This is a genomic window from Leptospira idonii (assembly GCF_004770995.1).
GTDB lineage: Bacteria > Spirochaetota > Leptospiria > Leptospirales > Leptospiraceae > Leptospira_A > Leptospira_A idonii.
Genome location: NZ_RQHW01000079.1, coordinates 98,943 through 123,310, shown reverse-complemented (window position 1 = coordinate 123,310; position 24,368 = coordinate 98,943). Strand labels below are relative to the sequence as shown.

At 41.4% G+C, this 24,368-nt stretch carries 23 protein-coding genes; 15 read left to right on the top strand and 8 right to left on the bottom strand.

Going from position 1 to position 24,368, the window contains the following annotated elements; genetic code table 11:
- Window positions 1-67: 67 nt before the first annotated feature.
- The 14 genes from EHS15_RS18490 (at window position 68) to EHS15_RS18425 (ending at window position 14,570) form a co-directional block, all read left to right on the top strand.
- Window positions 68-1,246, top strand: a complete 1,179-nt coding sequence (locus EHS15_RS18490; protein ID WP_135762069.1) for a hypothetical protein — start codon at window positions 68-70, stop codon at window positions 1,244-1,246.
- Entirely contained in the window at window positions 1,243-1,620 is a 378-nt protein-coding gene (locus EHS15_RS18485; RefSeq protein ID WP_135762068.1) for a DUF6249 domain-containing protein, read from the top strand. The genes EHS15_RS18490 and EHS15_RS18485 overlap by 4 nt, the downstream gene beginning before the upstream one ends.
- Window positions 1,621-1,706: 86 nt before the next feature.
- On the top strand, window positions 1,707-2,180 hold the full coding sequence (locus tag EHS15_RS18480) for an RNA polymerase sigma factor (RefSeq protein ID WP_135762067.1): 474 nt from the start codon (window positions 1,707-1,709) through the stop codon (window positions 2,178-2,180).
- Window positions 2,173-2,523, top strand: a complete 351-nt coding sequence (locus EHS15_RS18475) for a hypothetical protein (RefSeq protein WP_135762066.1) — start codon at window positions 2,173-2,175, stop codon at window positions 2,521-2,523. The genes EHS15_RS18480 and EHS15_RS18475 overlap by 8 nt, the downstream gene beginning before the upstream one ends.
- Before the next feature lie 5 nt (window positions 2,524-2,528).
- Window positions 2,529-2,915 (top strand): hypothetical protein, encoded by a 387-nt coding sequence (locus EHS15_RS18470; RefSeq protein WP_246052303.1) that lies wholly within the window; start codon window positions 2,529-2,531, stop codon window positions 2,913-2,915.
- Window positions 2,916-2,995: 80 nt separating this feature from the next.
- Window positions 2,996-3,673 (top strand): response regulator, encoded by a 678-nt coding sequence (locus tag EHS15_RS18465; RefSeq protein ID WP_135762065.1) that lies wholly within the window; start codon window positions 2,996-2,998, stop codon window positions 3,671-3,673.
- Window positions 3,666-5,030, top strand: coding sequence for a HAMP domain-containing sensor histidine kinase (locus EHS15_RS18460; RefSeq protein WP_135762064.1), 1,365 nt, complete (start codon window positions 3,666-3,668; stop codon window positions 5,028-5,030). The genes EHS15_RS18465 and EHS15_RS18460 overlap by 8 nt, the downstream gene beginning before the upstream one ends.
- Window positions 5,031-5,080: 50 nt before the next feature.
- Window positions 5,081-6,235: a bifunctional glutamate N-acetyltransferase/amino-acid acetyltransferase ArgJ gene (argJ, locus tag EHS15_RS18455; RefSeq protein WP_135762063.1), complete on the top strand. Its 1,155-nt coding sequence runs from the start codon at window positions 5,081-5,083 to the stop codon at window positions 6,233-6,235.
- A complete protein-coding gene (locus EHS15_RS18450; RefSeq protein ID WP_135762062.1) occupies window positions 6,232-7,506 on the top strand; it encodes a hypothetical protein in 1,275 nt (424 codons plus the stop codon). The genes argJ and EHS15_RS18450 overlap by 4 nt, the downstream gene beginning before the upstream one ends.
- Window positions 7,503-9,872, top strand: coding sequence for a PP2C family protein-serine/threonine phosphatase (locus EHS15_RS18445; protein WP_135762061.1), 2,370 nt, complete (start codon window positions 7,503-7,505; stop codon window positions 9,870-9,872). The genes EHS15_RS18450 and EHS15_RS18445 overlap by 4 nt, the downstream gene beginning before the upstream one ends.
- Window positions 9,873-9,890: 18 nt before the next feature.
- The gene (locus EHS15_RS18440) at window positions 9,891-10,775 is read left to right on the top strand and encodes a M50 family metallopeptidase (RefSeq protein ID WP_135762060.1); all 885 of its coding nucleotides are present in this window, start codon (window positions 9,891-9,893) and stop codon (window positions 10,773-10,775) included.
- 50 nt (window positions 10,776-10,825) lie between these two features.
- Complete coding sequence (locus EHS15_RS18435; RefSeq protein WP_135762059.1) at window positions 10,826-11,758, top strand: UDP-glucuronic acid decarboxylase family protein; 933 nt, start codon at window positions 10,826-10,828, stop codon at window positions 11,756-11,758.
- A gap of 2 nt (window positions 11,759-11,760) precedes the next feature.
- On the top strand, window positions 11,761-12,885 hold the full coding sequence (locus EHS15_RS18430; RefSeq protein WP_135762058.1) for a Re/Si-specific NAD(P)(+) transhydrogenase subunit alpha: 1,125 nt from the start codon (window positions 11,761-11,763) through the stop codon (window positions 12,883-12,885).
- 227 nt (window positions 12,886-13,112) lie between these two features.
- A complete protein-coding gene (locus EHS15_RS18425) occupies window positions 13,113-14,570 on the top strand; it encodes an Ig domain-containing protein (protein ID WP_135762057.1) in 1,458 nt (485 codons plus the stop codon).
- 65 nt (window positions 14,571-14,635) lie between these two features.
- Here EHS15_RS18425 and EHS15_RS18420 read toward each other — a convergent pair whose 3' ends face one another.
- From EHS15_RS18420 to EHS15_RS18395, 6 genes are read right to left on the bottom strand one after another with little or no spacing between them, the layout of a single operon-like run.
- A complete protein-coding gene (locus tag EHS15_RS18420) occupies window positions 14,636-15,574 on the bottom strand; it encodes a CPBP family intramembrane glutamic endopeptidase (RefSeq protein WP_135762056.1) in 939 nt (312 codons plus the stop codon).
- Window positions 15,571-16,467 carry a lysophospholipid acyltransferase family protein gene (locus EHS15_RS18415; protein ID WP_135762055.1) on the bottom strand — a complete coding sequence of 299 codons (897 nt, stop codon included), beginning with the start codon at window positions 16,465-16,467 and terminating at the stop codon, window positions 15,571-15,573. Before EHS15_RS18415 ends, EHS15_RS18420 begins: the two co-directional genes overlap by 4 nt.
- 17 nt (window positions 16,468-16,484) lie before the next feature.
- Complete coding sequence (locus tag EHS15_RS18410; protein WP_135762054.1) at window positions 16,485-17,012, bottom strand: phosphatase PAP2 family protein; 528 nt, start codon at window positions 17,010-17,012, stop codon at window positions 16,485-16,487.
- A complete protein-coding gene (gene hisS / locus EHS15_RS18405) occupies window positions 17,009-18,322 on the bottom strand; it encodes a histidine--tRNA ligase (protein ID WP_135762053.1) in 1,314 nt (437 codons plus the stop codon). The genes EHS15_RS18410 and hisS overlap by 4 nt, the downstream gene beginning before the upstream one ends.
- A 34-nt stretch (window positions 18,323-18,356) precedes the next feature.
- Window positions 18,357-19,481 (bottom strand): DUF1577 domain-containing protein, encoded by a 1,125-nt coding sequence (locus EHS15_RS18400; protein ID WP_135762052.1) that lies wholly within the window; start codon window positions 19,479-19,481, stop codon window positions 18,357-18,359.
- Window position 19,482: 1 nt separating this feature from the next.
- Window positions 19,483-21,513 carry an OmpA family protein gene (locus EHS15_RS18395; RefSeq protein ID WP_135762051.1) on the bottom strand — a complete coding sequence of 677 codons (2,031 nt, stop codon included), beginning with the start codon at window positions 21,511-21,513 and terminating at the stop codon, window positions 19,483-19,485.
- 95 nt (window positions 21,514-21,608) lie between these two features.
- Here EHS15_RS18395 and folP point away from each other — a divergent pair, with 95 nt between their 5' ends.
- Window positions 21,609-22,421 carry a dihydropteroate synthase gene (gene folP / locus EHS15_RS18390; RefSeq protein WP_135762050.1) on the top strand — a complete coding sequence of 271 codons (813 nt, stop codon included), beginning with the start codon at window positions 21,609-21,611 and terminating at the stop codon, window positions 22,419-22,421.
- A 19-nt stretch (window positions 22,422-22,440) separates the two neighbouring features.
- On the opposite strand, the gene EHS15_RS18385 is transcribed toward folP, so the two are convergent.
- Entirely contained in the window at window positions 22,441-23,355 is a 915-nt protein-coding gene (locus tag EHS15_RS18385) for a tetratricopeptide repeat protein (RefSeq protein ID WP_135762049.1), read from the bottom strand.
- Window positions 23,352-24,284 (bottom strand): tetratricopeptide repeat protein, encoded by a 933-nt coding sequence (locus EHS15_RS18380; RefSeq protein WP_246052302.1) that lies wholly within the window; start codon window positions 24,282-24,284, stop codon window positions 23,352-23,354. The genes EHS15_RS18385 and EHS15_RS18380 overlap by 4 nt, the downstream gene beginning before the upstream one ends.
- Window positions 24,285-24,368 lie beyond the last annotated feature (84 nt).

Below are 24,368 nucleotides of genomic sequence, written 5' to 3'. Positions count from 1 at the left end.
ATAATGGGAAAAAAGATGGTAAAACTATGGCAAATAGAAACAGTTTCTGAATCATATTAGTTTAGACATGAAAAAATACAGACTGACAGATCAAAGAACTGTTTTGGGAATCCTTTCCAAATTATCTTCCACATCGCTGACAGACCCGCAGAGCAAACAAAAATACAACGTAAAAAATCCATCCGCGGTCAACGATATCATCAAGTCGGTTCATTTTCATTTGGCGGCTCAAGAGCCGATGGTTTCCAAACCGAACACTCTTTCCTGCGTACTGAAAGAGAATCGGGTGGAACTGAAAATCAAACAAGTGAATCCTTATCAGGAAGATCTTTTCCAAGTTACGGAAGTTTTGATCGAACCGTTGGAGAGATCCGCCAAACGGGCGAATATCGATTCCGTTTCCGCCAAAGAAATCAAAATCGCCCAAACGGCCGATCTAGGCACGATCATTTCCTTGTATGGAAAAACATCTTTGATCAACCAATCTCTAACACAATGGCAGATGCATTTGGAGCAGCTTCTCACAAGCTACGGATATTTCATCAAACGGGTGAATATCGGATTTTTTTATGCGGCTGACACTCCTTTGATGGAAGCTTTGGCCGCATCAAAAACTCCTTATTATTTAAGAGATGCCAATCGCAGGATATTCTATACGGACAGAGGTTTTTTCTCTCCTAAAAAATTGAGCGAAAACTACGTAAGATCGCTTATGGACAATCTGCTTTTAAACAACATCAAATCGGTGTTAATCCTTCCGGTATTTTCCACAAGCAAAGTGCTTTTAGGTTATTTTGAAATCATAAGCAATCTTCCCGATCTAGGAAACGCCGCCTTACAGAATGACATCGATGGACAAGGAGGAATCTCTCCTTTGATTTCTTTTTTAGATGCAAGAGCGGAAGAGTTCGTATTCCAACTGGAATTCTCTTATGCGAAAGATTGGGAAACGGTGGCTCAGCAAGGACAAATTCGAGACATCAGCCAGAACGGAGGAGGGATCGGAATCTACATTCAAAACAGACAGATGATCGAAGGAAGAGTGCTTGGTTCCCCTGTCTCCTTTCAAATCGAAATCAATTCTCTTCCTTATACTTTTTTCGGAACTTTAAGAAGCATCAAACTTGCAGAAAATGAGTCCGAAAATAATAGTATTGGAATTCAGATTTTCCAATGCGACAGGCAGGAAGGAATGAGTCTAATCGGAAGTTACGCTTCCGGACTCATGGAACAAGAAGTAGTATGACTCCCGAACAATACCAAGAAATTTTAAGACTGCTGACAGAAATTCAGAACTTCAACGAAGAGCGTTCTTCTTATAAAATCATCCTCTACCTAGTTCCGAACGTAGGGATCATTTTCGGGACAACTCTTCTCTTCTTTCTATTTCAATGGTGGCATAAACAAAAGATGGCTCTCATCCAATCCGGGCAGTACAAGCCCTGGAGCTTCGATCTAAGGGCCTATTCCTTTTTCCTGGGTCTTTTGTTGACATTCACGGGATTTGCACTATCCTTTGTATTTATACTCGTCTTGGGTCGTTCCATGGCGATGCTCGGAGGGTTAATACCATTCGCAATTGGGCTAGGTCTCTTGACCTACTACAAACAAAGCAAATAGCCGCCCCCGAAAGGGCCTGCAACCAAGAAGATTGGGACTCCATTCAGGCAGTCCTAAAAGGTGATGCGTCCCAATTCGAAAAACTCATGAAAAGGTACCAAGCAATGGTACTTTCTCAAGCCAACAAAGCGTTCTCCAGTTCCGAAGAAGCGGAAGATTTTACCCAAGAAGTTTTTCTCAAAGCCTACGAATCTTTGAGTACCTTCCGAGGAGAAGCTCAGTTCTCCACTTGGTTGTTTCAAATCGCAAGAAACCAAATCTCCAAACATTTCAAAAAGAAAAAACTTTCCACTCAGACTTGGGACGATTCTCTTCCTACACAAGTTCCCAATGTCACTCCTTCTTTCGCAGACCAATTGGCTCATGAAGAAGAAGGACATCTTCTCAGACATTTAATATCCAAACTTCCTATTGCTTATCAAAAACCCATCCTGCTTCACTATTTTGAAAATCGATCCTTGAAAGAAATTTCTGAGGATATGAACATCAAAATCAATACCATCAAAAGCCATATCTCCAGAGGCAAAGATTTGATTCGGAAGTGGTGGAAACATGAATAAGCGAAGCAAACAAAACCAGGAAGCCCTTTTCCTTTCTCCGGATCCTTTGTTGAAAAACCAACAGGTTTCCCCTTCTTTGAGTTTTCGAGTTCTCAACCAAATTCTTCCTTTGAAGTTTTTGATCTCAGGGCTTGCTTTTTCCTTCACATTGTTTTTGATTCCGATCGGAACTCTTTTTTTGGGAGGCTGGCTCTTCGGATCCACCTATTCCCTTCTTCCTATTTTAATCAGTTCCAGTTTATTCTTTTGTTTTTATTCTATGGTTCTCGGTTTTCTTCTGATGAACATGCGAATTCCTTTTCTAAAGGAATGGAAAGATAAACTTGGGTTTCACGAGGTTTAATTTCTTTGTACCCTTTTTTACTCTCTCTTTTCCTTTTGATTTCGTTTCCCGTTTTTTCCCAAAGCCAACCGGCACCCCTTCCCAGCCCCAAAGAATTTTTGGAAATGGATTTGGAGAAAACCTTTCCTTTGGTGGAAAAATTAAATAAGGAAGATACGAAAGAACTCATCACTCAACTTCGCAAAGAAGCTAAGGAAAGTTACCCGAAGATCGACCATTTTTATTTTCTAATTTCTCACTTGGAAGAAATGCAAGCGATCGAAAAAGAACAAGCCAGACTGAGAAGCCTGCTTTGGGTCTACGGGCTCGGCCTTTTTCTCTTCGTGGGTTTCCTAGGTTTTTTACTGATTCGACAAAGACAGGCGATTCGGGACATTCGAGATCTGTCATAACTCCGGCAGACTCTTTTCCCAAGTCGTAACCGTTTTGTATTCTTTTTGTAATGATTTTAGGATACGTTTATTACTAATTCATGAAAATACTTGTTGTTGATGATGAAGAGGATATCGCAAGCCTCATTCAGTTTCATTTGGAAGAAGAAGGTTTCCAAGTAGACGTTTGTCATAATGGAATGGAAGTGCTTCCTCGTTTGGAAAAACATCTTCCTGACGGAATCATATTGGATGTCATGCTTCCTGGAATCGGAGGTATGGATCTGTGCAAACGAATCAAGGAAAAATATCCTCAAATCCCCATCCTAATGGTCACCGCAAAAACCGGGGAAACCGATGTGGTTTTAGGTTTAGAGTTAGGTGCTGACGACTATATCCGCAAGCCTTTCAATATACGAGAATTAGTTGCCAGAGTGAGAACGGTCACTAGAAGAAATACCGACCCTTCCACAACGGAAATCATCGGCACTGTTTCCACCGGAAAAATTCAAATCAATCCTACCGCTCATAAAGTACATGTGGACGGTAAAGAAATCGATCTAACTCTCATCGAATTCAAACTTTTACAATTATTCGCATCTAACCCGGGTGTGGCGTTCTCAAGAGACAAACTATTGGATCGAATCTGGGGAAAAGATGTGTTTGTGACGGATAGAACCGTCGATGTAAACATAAAACGACTTCGCGATAAACTTCTGGATGAAAAAGAAAGACTGGAAACCATCCGTGGCGTCGGGTATCGTTTCCGGGATGCGTAGTTTTTTTTCCACACTTCTACTTCTCAACTGGGGGCTGCTACTCGTTTTACTGGCATTAGCCGTAGGAGTTATCTTTTTAGAGGATTTCATCAATCCCCAGTTTCGCCCTATACTTCTTTTCCTCTACGTCATAGTAGCCATCTTCGGAACATTCTATATTTCCATCACCATCGCCAGAAAAGTCACAGACCCTTTGTCGATGATCGAAAAGAAAACCAAAGAAATCAATGCGGGGGATTTCGGAGTGGAGTTATCTTCTCCCGACATTCTCGAGCTTGCGAATTTAACTTCTTCCATCAACGAGATGGCGAAACGTCTCAAAAATCAATTTTTGGATCTAACCGTAGAAAAGGAAAAATTCAATTATCTGCTGCAAAACCTGAAAGAAGGTGTTTTCGCCATCGATGGAAATAAAAAATTTCTGTTTCTGAATCGAAACATTCCCAGTTCCATCATTTCCGAAAACTCAAGCTTCAAAGAGATCAAATCCTCCGTTAAAAACAGGGAACTGCTTCAGTTTATGGAAAGCAAAATCAAAAAGTCCGCAGAAGGCAGAACCGAGTTCCAAGAAGGAAATCATTTTTATACAGCAAGAATTTATCCCATCAAATCGAACGATATGATCTATCTCTATATCGGTGTGATTTTGGACGTAACCGAAGACAGACAAAATCAGCTGATACGGGAACAATTCTTTCAAAATGCATCCCACGAGTTGAAAACTCCCATTACATCTATCAAAGGTTATGCGGAAACACTGGAATACAAACTCAATCTTCTTCCGAATTCCAATGAAAGAAAATTCCTGGATGCGATTCTAAGAAACACGGATCGTTTGATCCGAATCGTGGAAGATATGCTCACAATCTCCCGACTGGAAAATCATAAAACCATTCTAAATGCTGACTTTTTCTCCCTCTTCGAACTTCTTCAAACCGTTTCCGATTCTTTGGGAGTCATCTTATCCAACAAAAATCAAACCCTGCGCCTGGAAGTTTCCAAAACCTTAAAGGTGTATGCGGATCGGGTTCTCTTAGAAGATGTACTAGTGAATTTGATTTCCAATGCATCCGCTTATTCACCGGAAGGTTCCTTGGTGCTTGTAAAAGCGGATGAGTCGTCCGAAAAATTCAAAATCCAAGTGATTGATGAAGGAATCGGAATCTCTCCGGAAGATGCGGAAAGAATTTTCGAAAGATTTTTCCGAGTCGATACGAATCGTTCCCGCAAAGAAGGAGGCACAGGCCTAGGTCTTTCCATTGTGAAACACATCGCAAGGCTTCATTCGGGAGAAGTTTACGTTTCTCAAAATCCCAAAGGCGGATCTATTTTTACTTTTGAATTTCCTAAAAAATAGGTTTAGTAACCTAGATGCCCCAATTTTATTGTGGCATTGGAAATTTGAATATGAAATACCCTCTTGGAATTCACTCCTTCGGCAGAAATATAGGAATTAAAGACAATACCTTAGACTTCGCAGTCATTTATTCAGAGAACATCTGTCAGGCGGCAGCAGTCTTCACTAGAAATAATTATCCCGGTTCTCCCATCATTGTCGGGAGAGATCATATCCAAGACGGAAAACTACAAGCGATCGTTATTAATTCCAAAAATTCGAACGTTGCCACAGGTAAACAGGGAATCGACGATTCCTATCAAATCTGCGCAGAAGTCGCCAAATCACTCTCCATCGATCCCCGCAATATTCTTCCTTCTTCAACAGGAGTCATCGGAGTTCCTCTTCCTATGGAAAAACTCATCCCTGCCTGCCAAACCGCCAAACAATACTTAAAACCGGGAAATCTGGATGAGGTTGCGGAAGCGATTATGACGACAGATACCCGTAAAAAAATCTCCTACAGGGAGATTCAAAACGGTTCGTCTAATGGAGTGATGTTCGGAATGGCGAAAGGGGCAGGTATGATCGAACCGAATATGGCGACCATGTTGTCTTATATCATTTCAGACTTCCTTCCTGAATCGGGAGACATCAAAGGACTTTTGAAAAAAGCCGTGGATCGTTCTTATAACTGCATCACAATCGATTCGGATACTTCCACAAGTGATACGGTCGTGCTTATGTGTTCCGGCCTTGCGGGAACCATTTCGGATGATCTATTCTACGAACATCTGGAGTCCATCGCCATCGATCTTTCGAAAAAAATAGCTAGAGACGGAGAAGGTGCGACTAAACTTCTAGAACTCACCGTCAAACAAGCTAGAGACGAAAATCAAGCGAACAAAATCGGCAAATCAATTTTAAACTCTCCTCTGATCAAAACGGCTATTTACGGAGGAGATCCTAACTGGGGAAGATTCGTGATGGCTGTGGGTAAAGTGTTCGACGAACCGATTCCTTACGATCAACTTTCCATTTATCTGGGAGGCATTCCCGTAAAAGGAGCGGATGCAATCACCAAACAAAAGATTGCCGAGTATCTGAAAAAAGAAGAAGAGATCGTCATTACGGTCGAGTTAGGAAGCGGAAATGTGCAAAAAACATATTGGAGCTGCGATTTAACCGAAGGTTACATCAAAGAGAACGCCTATTACACTACATGAAGTTCCATAAACTAAAACAATGGATCAAGTCTCTGCTTCCTTCCAGTTACCAATTGAAGGTGTCTATCACCACAATCGTAACTAGGACTCTCTATATCTTCATTGTTTTTGCGACTTACTATGTGGTGTATAAACAAATCCCTCGTTCCCTCACCTATCATTTGGAACTCACTTTCATTCTTGTGGCCGCTATCTCTATCGTGATTTATCTCCCTCTCATCGAGAGGATGGCGAAAAGTCTAAGAGTTCGTTTTCTTTCCGAATATCTCACTGAAGATGCGGAATCTTTTCGACAGGCAATCAAACAGTTCAATTACGATGCTCTCGTAAAACATGTGTTTCCCGATATGGTGAAAATCACGGAAAGCCAATTGGGAACGATGGCGGTCCTTTCTCCGAAAGGAACATTCTCTTTTCATACTTACTTCCGAGGCCGACAAAAAAAACTCAGCCCTACCAAAGACATCGAAGTAAAACAAAACTTCCAGGAATTCCTAAGAAGTAAAAAATCGGGAGCCTCGGTGACGGAAGCCATCCACTCTCCCGAAATCAACGGAGATTTTTTGGAACTACATGCGAATTATATTTATCCGTTTCTGTTTCGGGAAAAATTATTCGGTTTTTTAGCTGTTTCCAATATTCCCAATGCGGATGCGGCACACACTCTATCTTTGTTAGCTGGCCAATCTGCTCTAACCATTCACAATCATATTCTCTCTTATCATATCGCCGAAAATAAAAAATACAGAAAAGAAGCGGAGTATGCGGAAAGAGTGCAGAACCTTTTGGAAACGGGAACCATTCCCGAACTTCCAGGTTGGATGATCAAAGCTTATCCTAGAAGCCACGGAAACCTTGTGGAGTTTTTCCAAGTGGAGGATGGATCTTGGTTCTTCGTTGTTTTGAATGCGGGAAGAAGTTACCAACATATAGGAATTCTTCTTTCTTATATTTTAGGTGTGGTGTATGCCCAATCCCAACTCAGAATTTTAAAAGGTTTTTCCGACATCAAAACTTTGATTCAATCTACATTTCAAAAATTGGAATGGAAAGATCGTTACGAACTCATCATAGGCAAAATCGGGTACAGCGAATTGTATTTGATCCAAGAAGGAAAACAACTTCGCATCACTCGTGAAAACGACAATGAGGAAGTGGTCGCCAGCATCGGCTGGAAAAATATGATTCAAATGGAAAAAGGACCCATATTGATCCTTCAAGGGAAAGAACCCATCCTAAAATTCAGTTTTCAAGAGACGGTTGTGCAATGAGAGAACTTGCCATTACTATCTTTTCCGCATTTCTGTTTTTTCTATTATTGTTTTTTTCCTTCATTGGAATCCAACAAACAACGACTAGACTGCCATTCTTTTATTATTCTTCCGGTCTGATCATAAACGTAGGAGAAGACAACAAGGATCTTTGGGGTAAAAAGGCTCATAAAGACGATCTAACCCGTTTCGAAAAAAGGGAACTTTCCGCCTTTGACGATTACTACTCGGTCCGGATTTTGGACGAGGAAGGAAATTATAAAGCTCGCGAATTCAAACTCGTCCAATTTCAAAAATTAGAGATTTTGAATGTATTTTATTTCGATTTATTTTTGGCCTTTTTCACTCTAATCGCTGCCGTTTATTTTTATTATTCCACAAGAGACGGTTTGATCTTCGCCTTTTTCTTCAATTTAGGAATAACTCTTCTTACCAGTATTTTCATTCTTGCTTACCGAAATTCTATTTTTCCGTTCTTCTTTTCTCTCTATATAGGCGCTTTCTTAAATTACCACCTAATCTATCGCTTACGAGGGAAGGAAATTCCTTCCAAATGGCTTCTTCCTCAGATGATCATCGCTTTTGTAGTCGCCATTGTCGCTTCTCAAGAAACGACAGACATGGCGCTTTTGGAGAAAATGGCTACGATCGCTCACGGGCTCAATGCCACTTTCGGATTGGTGAGTTTAGGGATGAACTTTTCGGACTTGATCCGAATCAAACCTCAAAACGAAGCTCTTTTCAAAAGAATCTCTCTTTTGATTTCCATCGGTTTGTACATCAGCCTTCCGATCAGTTTGATTTTTTTCAACGGACATCCTTGGTTCTTCGCACCCAGATATCTTTTTTTCCTGACGTATGTACTGTTCATCATCACTTTCTTTTACGGAACATATCGATATACCTTCGTTCCTTCTTTCGTAATCTTCACTCCTACCATTATAACAATTGTTTTAGTTACTTTGACGGCAGGTTTGTACGGGGGAATCGTTTTGATTCTGGATTTCGTTTTCCCAGTCCCTTACTTGAAAGATCGATGGTTTCTCAATTTACTTTTTTTGCTCATCCTCACTTCCTATTTGATCCCCATCAAACTTAAAACCAAACAATGGATCGACTATTGGTTCTTTGAAAAAAACAAAACATTGAGTAGAGGAATCGATAAAATTACTGAACTCATTTCTTCTCCCATCACGATGAGAAAAACGATTCTTTCCATAAATCGAACCGTTATGGAAACGTTGAACGTTTCTAACATCATCATACTCATTCCGGGAGATCAATTCGCAAGAACCGATCTACGCAATATCAACTTTATGAGAATCCCTTCCCAATCGGAGATATGGAATTACTTCATAAACAACGATAGAGTGACAGTGACTTCCCATCTCGAATACGGAATCGGACTACGAGAAACTCTTTATAATTTTTTAAAAGGTTTGGGGGTCCAGTTGGCCTTCCCTGCTTACGATCTCTCCTCCAGCAAAAAGAACATTAAAGCGATGATTCTTTTAGGGGAGAAGGCGGATAAAAAATATTTTTCCATCGGAGAATTGAAATTCATCAATGAAGTGGTGAAAATTTCAGGAATGCTTTTGGAGAACTACAGCCTGCTGGAAGCGGAAATCCAAAAAAGAAAAATCGTAAGAGACATCCAAACAGCATCCATCGTCGACAACACTCTTCGATTGATTCTCCCTAGCGAAATCAAAAACATAGAATACGGTTATATCTCCAAACCTGCCGTAGGTATCTCGGGAGATTATTTGGATATCATTCCTGTATCCTCCAGTAAAATGATCATTTTGTTAGGTGATGTTGCGGGGCACGGTTTAGGTACCGGGTTTTTAGTCAGTGCCATCAAAGGGATTGTCAGGGAACAATTGAGAAACGGAACTTCTTTGGAAGGACTTTTCAGAGAAATCAATTCCTTCTTCCGCGCTCGTTACAAAGGAAACGAATTCATGACTTTGTTAGGTGGAGTTCTGGATTCGAAAGAAAAAACATTCAAATTCATCAATGCAGGCCACTTAGCGCTTTTGGAAATGGAACAAAACGGAAACATCATCACCCATCCGAAAACCCAAAGAGTTTTAGGAATCATGGAAACGGATTACCAAGCCCAAGAACTGCGTCTCCAATCCGGCACAAAACTATTCCTTTTTTCCGACGGTATTACTGAAACGTTCGGAGAGAACGAAGAACTGTTCGGAGAGGAATCCTTAATCGAGTTTTTACATTTTCACGATGATTTGAGTGTCCGAGAGATCCCTAGTGCCCTGGAAAATAAAATCCTACAATTTCGCGGATCGAAGGAACAAACGGACGATATTACTTTTATTGGTCTCTCTTTCCGGGAAAACTAGCCGATAATCAGAAAGGCTATGTCTGACAAACCGGTCAAATTTGCGATCTTTCTTTCGTTGATCCTCAGCCTTGTCGCTTTTTGGGATCACCATGTAACATCGTATCTAAAAGAATTCGTAGTACTCATTCATGAGATCTGCCATGCCAGTGCCGCATTGTTTACCGGCGGTATGGTGAAAGGGATCGCTCTGCACGGGAATGAAGGAGGAGAAACGATTGCGACTCCTGCGTCATTTCGAGGTTCCTTCATCTTGGTGGTATCCGCAGGTTATATAGGATCCTCCCTTGTAGGAGGCCTGCTTCTCAAACTGGGGTTTGCAGGAAAAAATGCGCGTCAAACTTTGATCCTTTTCGGACTCCTTTTGATCTCCGTCAGTGTCATTTATTCTAAGCTAGGCGAATTAGCCTACTTCACCGGAATTTTCTGGGGAGTGGGAGTTTTAGTCATAGGAATGTTAGGTGAATCTATATCGATTTTGACTCTCGTATTTCTAGGCACTAGCATATCTCTCTACTCCATCTACGATCTTTCCGACTTTGCGGACAAACTCCCCGAAACGGATGCGGGAATTCTCGCCTTTTGGATGTCCGGACTCACTCCGGAAGATCTATCCCACGAAGAAGTGCCGATCGCCGTTTTATTTTTGGGTTATCTCATCGCCACTCTTTGGTCTCTTCTCAGCATAGGGATCATCTATTTTTTCCTGAAAGGATCCTTGAAAGATTCAGTTCCTGCGGATTCTTTTGAAGAAAATTTGGGTTTGGATCGTTTTGAGAAATTCCCGGACCAACTGAGCCCAGAGGCAAAGATGTGGTTGGAAAAAAGAGGAGTCGACCCGGAAAGCGGAGTCGTAATTCCCCCGGACCTGCTTCCTCCGGGAGACAGACAGTCACAGTATTAGAGATTTTTTTAATTTGCCGGAGAGGCAAGCCTTCCAAATATAGAATCTCAATGGCAAAACGCATCCTAATTACCGGTGGCGCCGGATTCATCGGATCCCATCTTTGTGAAAAGCTGCTTGCAGAAGGCAATGAAGTCATCGCAATCGATAACTTTCACACAGGAAGAAAGGAAAATATCCAACATTTGATCGAAAACCCGAAATTCGAACTGATCCGTCATGACATCACGGATCCGATCAAATTGGAAGTGGATCAAATCTATAATATGGCCTGCCCTGCATCGCCTGTCCACTACCAACACAACCCCATCAAAACCATCAAAACGAATGTTTTGGGTATGACCAATATGCTAGGTCTTGCCAAAAGAGTGAAAGCCCGCATCTTGCAAGCTTCCACAAGTGAAGTCTATGGAAACCCTTTGGAGCACCCGCAAACGGAATCCTATTGGGGAAACGTAAACCCGATCGGAATCCGCAGTTGTTACGACGAAGGAAAACGAGTTGCGGAAACTCTTTGTTTCGACTACCACAGACAGCACAAAACAGATATTAGAGTAATTCGTATTTTTAATACTTACGGACCAAGAATGATCCCGGACGACGGAAGAGTTGTCAGCAATTTCATCGTGCAAGCGATCAAAGGCGAAGACATCACCATTTACGGAGACGGAAGCCAAACACGTTCTTTCTGTTATGTGGATGATTTGGTGAACGGAATCGTAAAAATGATGAACACCGACAATTTCATCGGACCTGTGAATTTAGGAAACGATGGAGAATTCACAGTGAAGGAATTGGCGGAACTTGTGATCAAAGAAGTGGGTTCCAAATCTAAAATCGTCTATCTTCCTCTTCCTCAAGACGACCCAACCAGAAGAAAACCGAATCTTTCCTTAGCTAAAGAAAAATTAAATTACTCCACTACAGTACCTCTGTTAGACGGAGTAAAAAAAACCATCGAATATTTTAGAAAAAGAGTTTAAATATGAAAATAGGCGCAATCCAAGAACCATCATTTGAAAACAGAGTTTCCATCACTCCTGACATCGTAGATGCATTGCAGAAATTGGGTTTTACCGTTTCTGTAGAAACCAAAGCGGGCGAACGTGCCTATTTTTCCGATGCAGATTACGAAAAAGTGGGAGCGAAGGTCGCTTCCAGAAATCAAATTCTTTCCGACTCCGACTTGGTGATTTCCATTCATCCGATCGATGCGGACACCGCAAAACAAATCGGAAACGGAAAAATCTATATCGGAACTCTTTCTCCTTTGGCGCAGCCTCAGAAAATCAAAGAATTAGCAGCTTCCAATACTAAGATCTTTTCTATGGATACCATCCCTCGTATTACACGCGCTCAATCTATGGACGTTCTCAGTTCGCAAGCGACTGTTTCCGGTTATAAGGCAGTGCTTTTGGCAGCTTCCAATTACAGCAGATTTTTCCCTATGTTGACTACCGCTGCGGGAACCATCACTCCTGCCAGAGCCTTGATTTTAGGAGCGGGTGTAGCAGGATTACAAGCAATCGCAACTGCTCGTCGTCTCGGTGCCGTTGTAGACGTATTCGACACCAGACCGGAAGTAAAAGAACAGTGTATGTCTCTAGGTGCTAAATTCGTGGAAGTAGAAGGTGCTGCAGATGCTTCACAAAGCGGTGGCTATGCGGTCGAGCAAACGGAAGACTACAAAAACCGTCAGAAAGATGCGATCGCAAAATATGCAGAAAAAGCGGATATCATCATCACTACAGCTCTCATTCCTGGAAAAAAAGCTCCTGTCCTCATCACAAAAGCGATGGTGGATTCCATGAGACAAGGTTCCGTAATCGTGGATCTTGCAGCTGTGAACGGTGGAAACTGTGAATACACTCAAAACGACAAAACAATCGTTCAAGGTGGAGTGACGATCATTGGAAATTCCAATCTTCCTAGCACTCAACCGATGGATGCAAGTAAGATGTATGCGAAGAACATTCTCAACTTCTTAAAATTGTTTGTGAACAAAGAGAAACAATTTTCGATCAATATGCAGGATGAAATCATCGACGCTTGTTTGATCGCAGATGCAGGAGCAGTTCGCCACAAACCCACACTTGCTTTGTTAGGCTAATTCCCTAATCACAACTGAATCGTTTTTAGTTCAGAAATTTCTGGACTAAAAACGAACATCAATCACTCGCCTATCTCGACATAACTCTAGCTTTTTTTACTATATTCAAAACCCAGCACAATCTGAAAAATAAATTGACATGTTCAGTTTTATAGCGCCTAATATCTAGTCTGTCCGGACGCTCGGGGGGTTTTCTTCCGACTGACTGCGGCCACCCTGGAAACAATATGCGAAACCAACGACTTGCAATTATTTTTTTCCAACCGGCAAAACTCGTTTTCTCAATATTTTCTTTTTTCTTCTTAACTCACTGTTTCCCTGAGCTCAAAAAGTCGCCTCAAGACCAATTGATGGACATTCGAGTTATGCTCTGTATCGCCAATCAAATCTCTTGCGGATCTACCAGCTTCTCTTATCCAGGATCTCCTTTTTCCTTACGCACGAAAGAATCCGTTTCTTTGACGCCAACCATCACGATCAAACAGGACAACCCCAACTTTACCATCAAACCCGATTTACCTAAAGGTCTGTCGATCCAAGCGACCACTGGTGAAATTTCAGGAATCCCGAAAGAAATCATTCCATTAACGGACTTTAAAGTTAGTCTTTCCAGCGCTTCCGGAAATGCGGAAACGACACTGCAGATCAAAATAGATGTTCCCAATCCGTGTGCCGATTCCACCATTTCCACCGGATCAGGAACGATCGGTGATCCGTATATCATCTGTAATCCGAGCCAACTTCAATCCATCGCCACATTTCATATTACACACATTAACTCTAACTATAAAATCATCCAAGATTTGGACTTATCCTCCATCTCTAATTTCACTCCCATAGGAGATCTCAGCACGCCTTTTACAGGAACAATCGACGGACAAGGTTATACTTTATTCAACCTAACAATGAATCACCCTGGAATACAAAGGATCGGACTGATAGGAACTTCCACCTCGACCGTCCAAGCAAGGAACATCAATCTAGTCAAACCGAACGTAAGAGGAGATAGTTATGTGGGAGTTTTAGGTGGCCACATGCAGGGATATTTCGAAAATATACATATCACTCAAGGAACTGTCTATTCGAACATATCTTATGCGGGAGGAGTTTTGGGAAGAATCTCAGGTTCCACATCTTATATATACGATTCTTCTTTTGAAGGAACAGTTCAAACTCCGGGAGACTTTGCAGGAGGCATCCTAGGAGAAAACTTCGGAGGGGATAGAATCGTTCGTTCATTCGTAAAGGCCACAGTCTCCGGAAATAATTACTCAGGCGGTTTGACGGGAAGATCCGCCAGCAGCACGACAGAAAACTGTTATTTTATAGGAACGGTGCAAGGAGCAGACTATGTAGGGGGACTCACTGGAAGATCCCAATTGAGTGCCGATATAGTGATCAATTCCTATGCAGTGGCACCTGTCACAGCCACAGGAACCAATAAATCAGGGTTAGTTGGAGCGGCAACAAGCACTCAAACAAATGCCTATTATAATATAGATGTAGCAGGTCAATCGGACAATGACACAAGAGGGATTCCCAGAACAACGACCCAACTCCAATGTCCAACCGTTTCCAGTGACGGTTGTGCGGGAGTTCCCATGTATGCAGCATGGGACGATGCTGTTTGGGATTTCGGAACTTCAACTCAATACCCGAAATTAAAATGGGAAAATTCTCAATAAAATATTGAAGACGAAGTTCCTTCGAAAAGGCGGATCTGCGAATTCAAAAAACTATACTTAAGTCGTCAGGAATAATACTTCCAAAACCAGCCGGCCAATTCCATTGTGAGGGCGATTCCTATATGGATCAATACCCCTCCTCTGATCTTTTTCGTGTAATACGCATATATGCCTAATGCGAATCCTCCGAAACCGGAGCTGATCGTTTCCAAAATCGGTTTTTCGAAATGAATGATTACATATAGTACGGTCATGATGAGAATGGAATCTTTTCCGAAAAAACGATTCAATGCATCCAGTAAAAAACCTCGAAAGAACCATTCCGTAGCAAAAAAGGCAAGTGCATAAACAATCTCAAAGCCAAAAACCAACCCTTTCGTAGATACATATCCGAACTCAGGTTTGTCACCGGGAACTCTGGGATAATATTCTTTGAAGTCGGTGCCGAAAGATGCCAAAACAACGACCAATATCATGGGAACTAAAACGATCAAATAATGGACGATCGGAATTTCCAATCGTGCGGAACGTTCTTTCTCTTCCGAAGGATGAGGTTCCGTGAATCGAAAGAACATATAACAAAGTAAAGCTGGAGTTCCGTAAATCAGCCAAATTTTCAATTGGACGGTAAACTTATAAACTATGAAACGAAGCTCTCCCGGAACAAAATCACGAATCAGAGCCACATGAAATTTCATGGAGTCGCTTGCATAAAGAGCGGCAAATACAAGAAGAAAGAAAACCCAGAAGCGTAACGATTGCAAAATCCAAAATCGTTTCAAGATCAAACAGCTGAGAAAAACAATTGTGATAAAGGGAAAAAAGTAATCTAAGGCGATTCCTAAATCGTCCCAGCGTTTTGAAATTTCCAGTCCGTATTCCAGAACGATTGAAATTGAAATTACGATTGCAGTAGTGATGATAAGGGGAAAATTCGGACTCTCCTTTTTGTACAACTGAAAAGGAGAGATTAAATTCCTTAGACCTTCTCTGAGAAAATTCATGCAGTCTTAGGCTGAGTTCTCCAACGACGATGCACCCAAAAATATTGTTCAGGAAACAATCTCACTTCTTCTTCCAAAGTATGAGTCCAAAGTTCAGTATAATGTCGCAGCACTTCATCTTTTGTAGGATACAATTTTTTATCCACAAAACCGAGATCTTTCACTCGAACAATTACTTTGCCATCTTCACCGGATAACACCGAATAGTAGAGCATCTTTGCTCCCGTAAGATAAGACATCAACACCGGGCCTACGAATGTGGATGCCTGGCGATTCATAAAAGGAACGAAAATTCCCGCACTTCCCGCATTTTGATCGGAGCCGAATCCTACCCAATATCCTTGTTTCAACATTTTGATGACCTGAGCGGATTCTTCCACCGGAACCAAAACGATTCCGTTGGTGGAACGCATTTTACGAAGAAGAGTGTCTACGAAAGGGTTTCTGACTTTTTTATAAATCCCTCCCCCTTTCATCCTAATTCCAAGAAATTGAACCAAAATTTCCCAAGTGCCCAAATGGCCGGAGATCAAAACAACGCCTACTCCTTGTTTTTTGGTCTCTTCCTCAATACGAAGGCTTTCCTCATCCAGAACCAAGTATCGATCCAGCCACTTCTTAGTCATTCGGGGCGCCCATAAAGTATGGGCCAAAAGATGTCCCAAGTGGCGGAAATGTTTTCTCACTAAATCCAAAACTTCTTCTTCCGACTTTTCAGGAAACGCATAACGAATGTTTTCCGCCGCAATCTTCCTATGTTTTTTAGCCAGAGGAAAGATAAGGTCCGTCAGAAGGACTCCGTAAGAAAGGCAGGTTTTATAAGGAAGGATTTTGAAAGGGAAATAAAAAAGATAAACGAAACAGAATGTGATAAATTGTCCTATGAGTTTCATATTTACACTTCCTAAAATTAGAGTAGATAAATACCGATCAGCTTGTAAGCGAAAATTCCCAAGAGCCCCATGAAAAATCCGATGATCCAGCCGCCTATGATGTCACTGATATAATGGTGTAATGTCAAAAGCCTGCCGACTCCTGCGAATAAACTGAATAACAAAAACCAGGGAGTTTCTCCGAACCCGAACACCAATATGGTTCCGACAATCATCGAGTTGGCGCTGTGCGCGGAAGGGAAGGAATGTTTCATATCCGGATTGGCATCCACCTTCCCCATAACACTTACTAACGGACGTTTGCGGGCAAAATATTTTTTCAGAACAAGCACGAGACGATCCGTACCGTAAGTGAAGATCAATACCAAAGGCAGGGAAACATAAACAGGTTTGTAGATCGGATTCAGAAAAAGCAAAGGGAGTAACACCAAGGCGAACATTTCTCCCCGATTGATTCTGGATAAGATCCAGCTCAAACGAGGATGATGCAGATGTGCCTTGATCCAGACGGAAACACTCTGGTCAAAACGAGAGATCCAATTCATGAAACGATAACTTCTTTTACTTTTTGCAAAGCCTGTTCCCAAGAACAAACTTCCTGAGTCCGATTCAGCATGTCTTTGAGAGTGACAGTATTGTCCCTCAGTTCATCTTCCCCTAACAAAAGAATCCAACGGTATCCTTTTTTTTCGGCATAGGAAAGTTGTTTCCCCATCTTCTGGCTTTGCAAAGAAAGATCGACTCCCACGGAACCGCTTCTGAACTTCCCCGCAAGAGACTGCGCTTTTAGAAAAAAAGCATCGTCGAGCAAAGGAATGAAAACTGTATTTTCATTTCCCAAATTGGGAAGTAAACCATGCGTTTGGAGAAAGTTTTGTAAAGTCACATCTCCCAAACCGAAACCTGTACCGGAAAGTTCCTCATTGGAAAAAAGTCCGATCAAATTATCGTAACGACCACCGCCATACAACGAACGTCTGTTCTCCGGGCTAGTATCGAAAATTTCGAATATAAAACCGGTGTAATAGTCGAATCCCCTGACTACGGAAGGATCAAAATCCACCATGTCTCCCAATCCCATTTCGGAAAGATCGGAAAACAAATCGGAGATTATTTTGAGTGTTTCCTCTTTGATTCCAGGAATTGTGGAAAGCGTTTCTATCTTTGCGGAAAGAAAAGAATCGATCTTAGTCACCGCTTCCGAATCGCCGGGGATCGATTTGGAAACCATAGCCTTATATTCGTCTTGCGTGATTTTATTCTTTTTGTCCAGGATTTTGGAAACTTCCTGAGCTTGTTCCGGTTTAAGATTCAATCCGTTCAGAAAAAATTCGTCTAACAAAGCTCTATGCGAAACTTTCACTCGAAAGGAGGTTCTAGGAGCTCCGAATGCGAAAAGAATGTCGCAAGCCAAAGATAAAATTTCCAATTCGGCACGATGATGATTGACTCCGAAAAGATCCACATTCAACTGCCAGTGTTCTCTCAGTCTTCCGTGGCCGGGCTGTTCGTATCTCCAAAGATTAGGGATAGAAAACCAGCGAATGGGACGAGGAAGTTCTCTCAATTTGCTAGCCACCATACGGGCAACAGTCGGAGTCATTTCCGGACGGATGGCGACTTCTCTTCCGCCTTTATCGATGAAATTGTAAATTTGTTTCCCGACGATTTCCTCTCCCGTTTTTGCACGGTACAGATCCAAAGATTCGATCATAGGACCGTCGTATTCTTCGTATCCGTAGGAACGAACCACTTGTTTCATTACGGAAAAAAGATAATTCCGCAATTTCATTTGATCGGGAAAAAAGTCTCTAGTGCCTTTATAATTTGCCGTTGTGAGTTTTTGTTCTTTCAAAATAGGCCTCAAATGCCTTTAGTATAATGTTAGTTTAACGAAAAAAATCGATTAAACTGTGATAGATGTCTTTTGCCTTTTTGTCACCACTGACTCCGACAATTCGACTACCAATGATAAAAAAATCGTTCACTTCTTCCATATGTCTGAGTTCCAGAGCCATACGGATGGGTGCCTGCATCTTGAAGTTGATGTCTATCGTCATGGAAGGTTTGATCTTCAAAGATTTGATGATCTCCCTGTCCCTCACTTCAATCGCTACACCGGTTTTGGATATATTCAAAACATTTTGTTTGATATCCAAAATATGAGTGTTGGAATCCATAATTCTCTCTTGGAAGGTCGCTTCAACTTCTTTATATAAGTCGAAAACCGCCTGGGGAACGGGGGATTTTTCATATTCCAAACTCAAATAGGCGAAAAAGTGCAGATCGTTCATTTGGATGAAAATAGGGTAATACAAAAAAGACCCCATTTTTTTCCTTTTGTACTCCGCGATTTTATCTTCCAAAAGAAAATCTTCCTCAAAGCTGGATTTAGGATCAAAAACCTCTTTCAGAGGAGCAGATTCCATCATCTGGGTGTTGATGAGATAAAGAGGTTTTTTATAGTTCTGCATGAGTTCGATCTCATCGCTGTTCACGCTGGAAGATAAAAACACTACTTTAGATTGAGGATAATCTTTGAGTAAATTTCTATGTATGTCTGTTAAAATTACCTGAGAACTAACTCCTGTTAGTTTTGAAAAATCGATGTCCGTTTTTGCAATGAGAAAGTTACTCGCAAGAACATTCCCCAATACCTTATGGTTCCTTGGATCTTGGCGGACAAAAAAGGTTTGTTTCTTTTCCTTCAGTTTTCCCAAAAGCAAATTGTCTTTTTGACTGATCAGTTCGTATTCCACTTCTGCATGAAAAGAAGGAGTTGTATGAACAGTGAAACTGTTTCCCAAAGATTCGGGAATCGACTCCATTTCGAAAATATGATTCCCGTCCGGTCTTTGTCCTTTGAACCTAACTTTGATATGAGTATCATAACCTTTGAGGTAAATCCCTTCCGCTTCCATCATCTGTTTGTACAGATCTTGCAGGTTTTGCGACTCTTCCAGAGGCACAAAATCCCTATCGGATTGGAAATGATGTTTTACCAAATTGATCATACTAGTCTATCTTCTTAAAGTTCACCCTTCTGTTACGGGCTCTTCCTTCTTCTGTCTCATTGTCTGCGATAGGTTGAGAATAATAATAAGCCTGAACTTTCATTTTCTCCTTCGCAACTCCTTTGTCTCTGAGGTATTGATACACCGCAGTTGCCCTGTCATCGCTGAGAGAAATATTGTATTCTTTCTTTCCTATATTATCCGTATGGCCGCCGATTTCAACTTTTTCATTCTTATGATGAATCAGATAATCCGCTAAAAGATCCAATTTTTTCTTATCCTCGTCCTTCAACGCTCTTTCGTTAAATGGGAAATAAATCACAGTGTTGTAGAGATCGTCAAAGTCGCTTAAATTTCTCAGATACAGAACCGTTTCTTTTCCGACCAAATCCTTGATTTGTTTGTCTGAGAAAATGTACGTCTCTTCTTTATAACCTTTGGCCTTGGCTAAAATCTCAAAACCAATGTTCGGTTCCTTTTCCAAAGTGAAAGAATTGTCCTTGGAAGGAATCATTTTCCCCTTTCTAGCCAAATCATCGAAATAAATAGCTTCTGCGTTCGGAATGATGAGATCCGTTTTGCGGTCTTTGATCACAAAACGGATACCCTTAATCGTTTTATCCGGCCTGTCGTCTTTAGCTGGACGGATCGGCTGTAATACGATTCTAGAATATTGTTCCTTTCCTTTTCCTACGTTCCCACGCAAATCCAGAAGGATTTCCTGAGGATGAAAACCGGGAGAGGAAATTTCCACACGATAGAGTTTTCCCGTTTTGATCACGGTTCTGAAATTCTCTTGGTCTTCCCCGGTCAGATCTCCTCCGATTCGTTTGGAAGTGATGATTTGAATGGGTTTAGTGTCGTCGTAGATTTTTAATGTGGAATCGAGACCGATCATGATGGCTTCTGATCCGTCGAGCACCAAACCTCTGAATAAAAATTCGTAAGTTCTTCTTAAATCTTCGGGCACTTGCGTTTTATAAATATCGAACTGGCCTTCTCCCCCGGGACGATTGGAAGCGAAGTAAAACCATAAATCGTCGTGAGTGATGGAAATGCCTTCGTTGTCGCTTTCTTCCCAAAGACTGTATGTGGAATAGTCAGCTGGAGTATCGAAAGGATAACCTGTGGAATCTCCGCTGATCGCCTGTTTTGTGTTAAAAGGAGAACCCATTGCAACAGGTTTCAAAAAACGACCGTTTGCAGGATCCGTCTCTGCATAATAAAAACTGAATTTTTTATTTTTGTCTTCTCTGTTGGAACTGAAATAAATCCGATTGCCGTCCCAATGATAGGAAGGACTGATCTCGTCGTCTTTGGAATTGATGTCTTCTCCCAAAGCGATCGGTTTTTGCCAAATCCCGTCCCTGCAAATCAATTTGGGTTTATCTGTTTCGGATTCTTTTTCTTTCGTTTCCGATTTATCTTTGGTTAGAGGATTTCTTTTGGAAATCCAAAGATCATATCCTCCTCTTCCTCCCGGACGGTTGGAAGAAAAGATCATAGAACATCCATCAGGCGAAATTGCGGGCATTTTATCTTCGAAATGGGAATTCACTTCGTTCAAATGAACCGGCAAAGCCCAAAGTCCCGTTCGAGGATTAATCTTAGTATAATAGATATTTAATCCGTCGTAACCTTCTCTATTCTTTTTAGGATCTCTAGCATCCGAATTTCGAACGGAAGTGAAGTACAATTCGTACGGTTTTTCTTCCTCATCGAATAGAATCGAAAACATTCCTTCGAAATTGGAAGTGTTCAATTCTCTGAAATTTTTAGGAGCTTCCCATTCGGGAGTTTTGATTCGGTCGGGAAAACTTTTGTTTTCCGAAATCCAGATATCCATCCCCCCTTCTCCTCCGGGACGATTGGATTGAAACACCAAGTACCTTCCGTTGGGAGAAACGACCGGATTGTACTCTACGTTTTGAGTGTTCAGAGGATGACTAAAACGAACATCTTTCGTTTTTGGCAGAGGTTGTGCAAGAAGCCCAAAACTCAGAAATGGAATGAGAAAATAAAATGATTTCATCTGCCCTTCTCACTAATCTATCGGTTTAAAGGAAAAATCTGCCAAGGGAAAAATAAGGCTATTCCGCCTCTTCCCCTTTCATTCTATGAAAAACCATGAGTGAAATCTTTGGAATTCTGAACATCACCCAAGATTCCTTTTCCGATGGGGGAAAGTTTTTAAACCCAGAACATGCCATAACCCAAGGGCAAAGATTATTGCAAGAAGGGGCGGATTGGATCGATCTTTCCGGGCAGTCTTCCAATATCAAAGCTTCTCTCGTTTCCGAAGAAGAAGAGTGGCAACGAGTCTCTCCTGTCATCGCTCATTTTGTCCAAAGGGGAATTCGATTGAGTTTGGACAGCTTCCGTCCTTCCGTGCAACTGGCAGCTTTGCGGGCGGGAGTGAAATGTCTCAATGATATCACCGGTTTCACCCACCCGGATTCCCAAACGATTCTACAAGAGGAACTTCGGAAACGCCCAGGAACCAAATTGATCGTAATGCATTCTCATACTTTGGGAATTGCGGAAGAGAAGTCGGATCTAAGCGTGAAAAATGTGGTATCTACCGTGCTTTCCTTCTTCCACGATCGAAAAGAAGAATTACTTTCTTGGGGAGTCCCTGAATCTTCTCTGTATTTCGATCCGGGAATGGGTTTTTTTTTGGGAGCCGATCCGGAACTTTCCTTCGAAGTGCTTCGCCAGTTGGACCAAATCATAGAAGAATTTCCTAACTTAATGATAGGTGTCTCCAGAAAATCCTTCTTAGGAAATGTATTAGGTGGCATCCCTCCGATGGAACGGGAAAACGCCACTTTAGCAGCGGAAATTTATCTTTTGCAAAAACAAGTTCCCTGGATTCGGACGCATAACGTATTAAAGCTGAAACATTCCGAAAAAATTTGGAAGCTGATTCAAAAAAACTAAAAACAGGCGCTTTTAGCTCTTACTGTCTTCCCGCACGAATCGTTCTTCTCAATTCTTTTCCAGACCGATCCGAGGTAGGAAAAAAAACGGATTCCGGAACGGAATATCCCTGTGATACCGCCTTACGATAGTAAGGCAAAAGAGGAGCCCAGCTCGGATCGTCTTTGGAAAGCAAAAGGCAATCCCTCCAAACTTCCAAAAAAGAAATTTGGGATTTTTCGGAAGGAAGAGCTGAGTCGATCCATTTTAAGGCTTCCGCATAACGGCCTAATTCGAAATTTGCCTTAACCAAAAAATAATGAAACTCTCTATTTTTTTTTGCAGCAATAGAGATCGACTTCGCATAATCCAAAACAGTATGCCATTTTTCCTTCTGGGTTTGGATTTCGATCATCCCGAACAAAGCTTCTTCATGAAAGGGATTGATCTCTAAAATTTGATTCCAATACGCTTCGGAAAAGGGAATGTTTCCCTGTTGGAAATAATATTTTGCCAATTCTTCGGAAGCATATAACTCCCATCCTTTTACACGCAAGAGTCCGTCCAGAAGAACGACTCTCTCTTCCCAACGAAGATGATCGTGAAGGAACTGCAAAAGCTGATTGTAAATCGGTGAATTTCGATTAGGCGAACTTGCTTCCACTTTTTTTTTGAAAACTTCATATTCATCCAAAACATAATAAAAATGAAGTCGGTTCAAATGAACATAAAGTTGGGAGGGGAATTTTTGAATGCAGTCATCCCATTTCGCTTCCGCTAAATCCAACTTACCCTTGCGGGTAAGAACCAAAGCTTCTTCGTTGCAGGCATAAGCAGGATCGTTCTCTTGCGCTGAAAGGAAAACTTTATCTCCTTCGATCATTTCCTGCTTTTTGATGGGATAGGAACAAAACAGAAAACTGAGTAGAAAAAAAGCGGATAAAAAATGTTTCAAGACGAGCCTGTAGAATCGGTATTTTCCTTCATCTTTTGAGCAAATACCAAATATTGCATCGCTTTTTCAGGATTTCCATTGAATAGATACAACAAACTCAAATCCAAAGCTTCCTGCGGATCCGGCGGAGCAAATTCCTCCGGGTTTTCGCGAGAAAGTTCTAATTTTGCCTGAAATTCCTTTAATTTCTTCTTCGCCTTACCTTGGATTCTATGCAAACTTTCCTTTGCCATTTCATCCTCTTCCTTCCAGGCCGCTTCAAGAGTTTGGTTGAAGGAAGTAAAACCTGCATCCGTTTTGGACATCTCCACTAAAAGATTTGCAGAAGCTTTATAATGACCTTGTTTCGCTAAAATTTCGGATTGGATGAGACGCAGCTGCGCATTTCCAGGATAAAGAAGCAAATATCTTTCCAACATCCTCAAACTTTCCGGGTAACGATTCCTTTCGTAATAGTACATAGCCAGCCCTCCTAGTGCTGATTTATGTTTGGGATCGATCTTGATCACATTGGTGAGATAAATTTCCGTTTTCTCATCATTCTCTTGTATTTGATAAATTTGCGCTAAAAGCAGGTGGGCCAGAACGAATTTCTTTTCCAAATGTAACGATTGTTTGAGGAAATGAACGGACTTTTCGTATTCCTTCAGTCTGTAAAAAGAAACCGCAATATTATAACAGTTTTTGAAATCGGGAGAAATCTTGATGGCTTTAGAGAAAGCATCGATCGCATGAGCATGATTTCCCTCTTTGGCGTAAATTACGCCTAGGTTTTGATAGGCGAGATGAAATGCAGGATCAGAAACGATTACTTTTGAGTAAAGATCCTTCGCTTCCTTGTTATTGCCGGATTTTTCCAAACGAACGGCTTCGTTGTAAAAAGATTGAATGTCTTGAGAAGCCATATATGGATGAATTATCGAAAACAAATTTGCATTCCTGGAAATAAAAATTAAAGGAGAAACGAAAAACCCTCCGAAACTGAAAGTAAGATTCCATAAGAAAGGGGAAAA